The following is a 6,299-nucleotide window of genomic DNA, read 5'->3' as shown; positions in this document are numbered from 1 at the left end:
AAGAAGCGGAATTCTTACACAACCAACCCGCCTCGTCAACCCCCAGAGCCACTTCCCATCTACCGAAACCCGCTCCGGGCGCCTCGCTCAACCGCACTGCGTTCAAGCGAGGTGCGAATTATAGTCACTCAAAAAGCACTGTCAACCATTGGGAGAAATTTTCGCCGCGACCGCGCTCACTCAATACTCGTTCGCACCGCCATAGCCTCCGCCAGCGTAGTTTTCGAAACGCGTGGACTCGCCCAGGAAAGTCATGCGCACGGTACCGGTCGGACCATTCCGGTGCTTGCCGACGATGAGCTCGGCCAAGCCCTTGTCGGGCGAATCCGGGTTGTAGATCTCATCGCGGTAGATGAACATGATGATGTCCGCGTCCTGCTCGATGGCTCCGGATTCACGCAGATCGGACATCACCGGTCGCTTGTTCGGCCGCTGTTCGAGGCTGCGGTTGAGCTGGGAGAGCGCCATCACCGGCACATGCAACTCCTTGGCCAGCGACTTGATGGAGCGGGATATCTCAGACAGCTCGGCCGCCCGGTTGTCGCTTTGACGCAACGAAGTCATGAGCTGCAGGTAGTCGATCACGATCAGGCCGAGCTTGCCACACTGGCGATAGAGACGGCGCGCCCGGGCGCGCAGGTCGGTCGGGTTCAGCCCCGGGGACTCGTCGATGTAGATCGGCGCCTCGTGCAGCTTGCCCAGCGCGTAGGTCAGACGCTGCCACTCGTCATCGTTGAGCTTGCCGGTTTTGAGGTGGTGCTGATCAAGCTTGCCGACCGAGGCAATGAAACGCATGGCCAACTGGGTGCCGGGCATCTCCATTGAGAAGATGGCGACGGGCAAGCCGCACTCGACCGCGACGTTCTCGGCGACATTCAGCGCAAAAGTGGTCTTTCCCATGCCGGGACGACCTGCCACGACAATCATGTCGGTCGGCTGTAGCCCCGAAGTTTTTTCATCCAGATCGACGAAACCATAGGGCACCCCCGTCACTTCGTTCGGTGCGTCCCGGTCGTACAGCTCCTGAATCCGGTCGACGAGTTGCCCCAGGATCGGCTGGATGGGCACAAACCCTGTCGAGTGTCGCGAGCCCGCCTCGGCGATCTCGAAGACTTTGGCCTCCGCTTCGTCGAGCAGCGTCTTGGCATCCTTGCCAGAAGGCGTCAGCGCCGACGATGCAATGTCGTCGCCGACCGTCACCAGTTTGCGCAAAATGGCGCGCTCGCGGACGATTTCACCGTAGCGACGGATGTTTGCGGCCGACGGGGTGCTGTTTGCGATCTCCCCCAGATAGGCCAAGCCGCCCGCCTGATCCGACTCGCCATTCTTTTCCAGCGACTCAAAGACGGTGACCACGTCTGCCGGCTTGTTCAACTCGATCAGTCGGGCAATATGGTTGAAAATCCGGCGGTGGTCGTCACGGTAGAAGTCGGCGCTCGTCACCAAGTCCGCCACTCGATCCCAGGCGGTATTGTCGAGCAGCAACCCTCCCAGCAGGGACTGTTCCGCCTCGAGCGAGTGCGGAGGCAGCTTGAGCGCGGCCAATTGTGGGTCTGATTGCATGAAAATCCTGACAGCGACGTAGGGGCCGGCTGGCGACTTCGATCACCTAATATCAGGCGCCAACCCCGAAAAACGGAGCAACATCATGACACGACACAGGCGCAGCACCATGTCGCATTTTGCCAAAAACAAAAGGGCTGCACACGCAGCCCTTTTGTCGATCGGCGAGATTCGAATTACTGGTGATCGCCCAGCACCGACACCGTGATGGTGGTCACGACATCTGCGTGCAGGCCGACTTCCAGCTGGACGTCTCCCACCTGCTTGAGCGGGCCGTCCGGCATGCGGATGGCGCTACGCTCGATCTCGAAACCCTGAGCGGCCAGCGCTTCGGCCACGTCGGCATTGGTCACCGAACCAAACAGGCGACCGTCCATGCCCGCCTTGCGGGTGATCTGAACCATCAGGCTTTCGAGTTTCTCCGCCAGCGACTGGGCAGCAGCCAGCTTCTCGCCTTGCAGCGCTTCGAGTTCTGCACGGCGAGCTTCGAATTCGGCCATATTGGCGTCGGTCGCACGCTTTGCCTTGCCCTGCGGGATCAGGAAGTTGCGGGCGTAGCCATCCTTGACCTTCACCACGTCACCCAGGCCACCGAGCTTGCCGACTTTTTCCAGAAGAATGATTTGCATGTCTGGACTCCTCGATTACTTGTGCAGGTCGGTGTACGACAGCAGCGCCAGGAAGCGGGCGCGCTTGATGGCGGTCGACAGCTGGCGCTGGTAACCGGCCTTGGTGCCGGTGATGCGCGCCGGCATGATCTTGCCGGTTTCGGTCACGAAGTCCTTCAGGATGTCGATGTCCTTGTAGTCGACTTCTTCGATCTTCTCGGCAGTGAAGCGGCAGAATTTGCGGCGCTTGAACAGGCCACCCCCACGACTACCACGATCACCTTTTTTCTTCGGCTTGAAGGCCATTTTCGATTCCTTCTACAAATTTGATATTCGTTACGTGCAACACCGGCATCTTGCTACGCTGATTTTTTGCAGCCAGAAAGCCGGCGGCTTCCACTTTCATTCCTGCGACAGCGGCAGACAAGGCCTTGGCCATCTCGCCCAGGGCCACCGCCTGCAGCTCACACATCACGCTGCGCTCGATTCCGTTCTCGATCTGGCGGGACTCATGCCCCAGCACAAAACCGCTCATCGGCACGCCGGCTGGCGTGTATCGCATCGGACTCAACTCAATCAAGCGCCCGACAATCTGCAACGTGTTGAGCACGCAGGCTCAGTCCTCGGCGGTCTCTTCTGCCTTGGCGTCGTCACCGTCGGCGTCACGGGTCAGGGAGCGCGACTTCTCGTCCTTCATCATCGGGGACGGTTCGGTCACGGCCTTCTTGGTGACAACGGTCAGGTGGCGCAGCACAGCATCGTTGAACTTGAACGCATGCTCGAGCTCGGCCAGGGTTTCCTGGTCGCACTCGATGTTCATCAGCACGTAATGCGCTTTGTGAATTTTCTGGATCGGGTAAGCCAGCTGACGGCGGCCCCAGTCTTCCAGGCGATGGATCTTGCCGCCCTTGGTTTCCACCAGCGAGCGATAGCGCTCGACCATGGCAGGCACCTGCTCGGACTGGTCCGGATGGACGATAAATACGATTTCGTAGTGGCGCATGCACACTCCTCAAGGTTACGTTATGCGTAGCCCCCCGGTCATGCGGTCCCGGTGGAGCAAGGGAAAGCTCGCTAGTCTAGCAAGATTGATATCCGCCATCAACACGCACCTCCAAGAAGAAACGCACGGCGGCGGCTTCAGCCGCCAAACGGTATCCTAGGCGCCAGCATGTCGAACCCTGAGACCTTCCCCGCCGCCCCGCCTCGCGCAGCCATCGTGGCGCCCGCGGCGACCGCCACTTTCGAACAGCGCTGGCTGGCTGAAGCAGTGCGACTGAGCGAAGACAGTGCCGGCCCTGCCGACGATGCGTCCGCGCTCAGAGCGGCGCGTGCCGCAGGCGGCGATCTGGAACAGCGCATCGTCACCCGGGCATCAAATCTCTCGTCCGCCGACCGCCTGCGTACGGCACAGGGGGCGCGTCGCCAGCACACGGCCCCGCTCATGGTCGCCACGCTGCTACTGGCGGCTGGCGCTGGCTCAGGCGCCGCCGGCACCGTCCTCGGTGATGGCAGCCGCCCGGTCAACATCGTCTGGGCGTTGAGCGGGCTGCTTGGGCTGCATGTTCTGACCTTGCTGCTCTGGCTCATCGGCCGCTGGGTTCCGATCGGGCAATCCGGCAGCCTGGCTGGGCAGCTCTGGCTATGGATCCGGCAGCGCCTGAGCAAGGCCCAGCCACTGGCGTGGGTCATGCAAGCCCAATTCGAGATTGCCCGACAAGCCCGCGCCACCTACTGGTGGCTGGGGCGCCTCAGCCACGCGCTCTGGCTCACGACATTGTGTACAGCCTTATTGACGTTGTTTTTTCTACTGGCGACCCGGCGCTATGGCTTCGTCTGGGAGACCACGATTCTGCCTGCCGACACGTTTGTTCGCCTGACACAGGCGCTAGCCCTCCTGCCTGCCGCGCTTGGCATCACCGTGCCCGACGCCACCATGGTGCTCAACGCCGGCGGCTCGACGGCGGTGGACGCCGATCGCCATGCCTGGTCTGGCCTGCTGGTCAGCGCACTCCTGCTCTATGGCATTGTGCCGCGCGCACTGCTGCTGTTGCTGTGCCACTTCAAGTGGCGCCAGGCACAACGCCGATTTCGTCTGGACCTGACACTCCCGGCCTATGCCCGCTTGAAAAACCGGCTGATGCCTGACACCGAATCCGCCGGCATCTGCAGCGCCGCACCGGCCAAGCTTCCCGAATTTCATGCGGGCCATCGCACTCCCGGCGCCGACCATCAACGCTGCCTGATGGCGCTCGAGCTGGCAGACGATCTGCCCTGGCCACCGACGGACTTTCCGCCGGCCCACGACGCCGGTCGTATCGACAGTCGCGAAACACGCCACCAAGCCCTCGACCAGCTCGCCCAACACGGCGCTGGACGCCTTCTGATCGCCATCGACGCCCGCCTGTCGCCCGATCGCGGCGCACTTGCGTTGATCGCCGAACTGAGCCGCTACGCCGATACAACCGGGGCATGGCTGTACGGCCTGCCCGCGGACGTCGGTCGGGTTCGGCACTGGCACGAAGGATTGGCCAGCATCGATCTGGCCGCCGAGCACGTGTTCGAAAGCCGGGCGGCCGCACGCGACTGGCTGGAGGCGCCGAATGCCTGATCCGATCCGCATCGCCGTCGTCGGCCACACCAATACTGGCAAGACGTCCCTGCTCCGAACCCTGCTGCGCGACGCCCGCTTCGGCGACGTCTCCGACCGCCCCAGCACCACCCGCCATGTCGAAGGCGCCCGCCTGCTGGCCGACGGCGAAGCGCTCGTTGCCCTGTTCGACACCCCCGGCATGGAAGACGCCATCGCCCTGCGCGACTACATCGACACCCTCGCGCCTGCCGGCAGCCGGAGCGACGGCCCCGAGCGCACCCAGCGTTTCCTGGCCAGTCCCGACGCCCGCGGGCGCTACGAGCAAGAAGCCAAAGTCCTGCGCCAGCTGCTCGATAGCGATGCCGCCTTCTACGTGGTGGATGTGCGCGACCCCGTCCTGCCCAAACACCGCGACGAGCTCGCCGTGCTCGCCGACTGCGCCCGACCGCTGTTGCCCGTACTCAATTTCGTGCACGCCACGGAGTCGCGGGAAGCCCAGTGGCGTGAAGCACTGGCGCGCGTCGGACTCCACGCCCAGGTGCGTTTCGACACCGTCGCCCCGGAGCGCGGCGGCGACCGGCGCCTCTATGAAGCCCTTGCCACGCTACTCGGCAATCGGCGGGACGAACTCGAACGACTGATCGTCAGCCGCGAACGCGACGCCCATCTTCGCCACCACGCCGCCGCGCGGCTGATCGCCGAGCTGCTGATCGACATCGCCGCCGCCCGCCTGCGTGTCGACGCCGACGAGGAAGCGATCCGCCGCGCGGTCGAGCAACTCCATCACAGCGTGCGCACACGCGAACAGCGCTGTGTCGACGCCCTGCTCGAGCTCTATGGTTTTGCGCGCAAAGACATCAACAGCGCACCGCTGCCGCTGCTCGACGGACGCTGGGAAGACGACTTGTTCAACCCCGAGAGCCTGCGCGCCATGGGCATCTCGCTCGGCAAAGGCGCAGCCGCGGGCGCCGCGGCCGGTGTCGGCATCGACCTCATCACCGGCGGCCTCACCCTCGGCGCTGCCGCCGCGCTCGGCGCCCTCGTCGGCGGCACCTGGCAAAGCCTCAGCGACTACGGGGACCGATTGCTCGGCAAACTCACCGGCCATCGCGAACTGACCGTCGACGACACCATCCTCCGGCTCCTAGCTGCCCGCCAGCAACAACTGCTGCGCGCCCTCACCGGCCGCGGCCACGCCGCACTGACCCCGGTCGAACTCGACGCCACCGAAGTCCGCCGGTGGCGCAAAGACAACCTGCCCGCCCCCGTGGCCACCGCCCGCGCCCACCCAGAGTGGTCGAACCTCCTCGCCAGCCCGACGCTCGACCCAAGCGGCCGCCAAAGCGCCATCGACGCGCTGGCCGCCTGGATTGCCGACGACACCGAACCGGCGCCGGCGTCGCCGTGAATCGGGATAGGGGCGGTCAGGTATTCTGACCGATCCCCTCCCACACCACCCGGCATGCGGGTCCGCACCGGGCGGTTCGAGCAGTTGAGGTCATGAGAGCCGAGGTACGCCGAGCCGGTCGAAGTAG

The 6,299-nt window shown here is 64.1% G+C and carries 7 protein-coding genes; 2 read left to right on the top strand and 5 right to left on the bottom strand.

All coding sequences use genetic code 11. The features are described from left to right. Positions 1-180: 180 nt before the first annotated feature. From dnaB to rpsF, 5 genes are all read right to left on the bottom strand, one after another. Positions 181-1,563: a replicative DNA helicase gene (gene dnaB, locus I8J34_RS23645; protein WP_214364102.1), complete on the bottom strand. Its 1,383-nt coding sequence runs from the start codon at positions 1,561-1,563 to the stop codon at positions 181-183. A 176-nt stretch (positions 1,564-1,739) separates the two neighbouring features. Then, the gene (rplI, locus tag I8J34_RS23640) at positions 1,740-2,192 is read right to left on the bottom strand and encodes a 50S ribosomal protein L9 (protein ID WP_214364101.1); all 453 of its coding nucleotides are present in this window, start codon (positions 2,190-2,192) and stop codon (positions 1,740-1,742) included. Positions 2,193-2,207: 15 nt separating this feature from the next. Beyond that, the gene (gene rpsR / locus I8J34_RS23635) at positions 2,208-2,477 is read right to left on the bottom strand and encodes a 30S ribosomal protein S18 (RefSeq protein ID WP_214364100.1); all 270 of its coding nucleotides are present in this window, start codon (positions 2,475-2,477) and stop codon (positions 2,208-2,210) included. Further along, complete coding sequence (gene priB / locus I8J34_RS23630; protein ID WP_230411982.1) at positions 2,449-2,781, bottom strand: primosomal replication protein N; 333 nt, start codon at positions 2,779-2,781, stop codon at positions 2,449-2,451. The genes rpsR and priB overlap by 29 nt, the downstream gene beginning before the upstream one ends. 6 nt (positions 2,782-2,787) lie before the next feature. Further along, the gene (gene rpsF / locus I8J34_RS23625; protein WP_214364099.1) at positions 2,788-3,174 is read right to left on the bottom strand and encodes a 30S ribosomal protein S6; all 387 of its coding nucleotides are present in this window, start codon (positions 3,172-3,174) and stop codon (positions 2,788-2,790) included. Between the two features lie 168 nt (positions 3,175-3,342). On the opposite strand from rpsF, the gene I8J34_RS23620 reads away from it, so the two are divergent. Then, positions 3,343-4,782 (top strand): DUF2868 domain-containing protein, encoded by a 1,440-nt coding sequence (locus I8J34_RS23620; protein ID WP_214364098.1) that lies wholly within the window; start codon positions 3,343-3,345, stop codon positions 4,780-4,782. Then, positions 4,775-6,172, top strand: a complete 1,398-nt coding sequence (locus I8J34_RS23615) for a GTPase/DUF3482 domain-containing protein (RefSeq protein WP_214364097.1) — start codon at positions 4,775-4,777, stop codon at positions 6,170-6,172. Before I8J34_RS23620 ends, I8J34_RS23615 begins: the two co-directional genes overlap by 8 nt. Positions 6,173-6,299 lie beyond the last annotated feature (127 nt).

The sequence above is a fragment of the Denitromonas iodatirespirans genome (assembly GCF_018524365.1).
GTDB classification, from domain to species: Bacteria; Pseudomonadota; Gammaproteobacteria; order Burkholderiales; family Rhodocyclaceae; genus Nitrogeniibacter; species Nitrogeniibacter iodatirespirans.
Note: the sequence above shows the minus strand (reverse complement) of the source record. Positions and strands in the feature narration are given on the sequence as shown.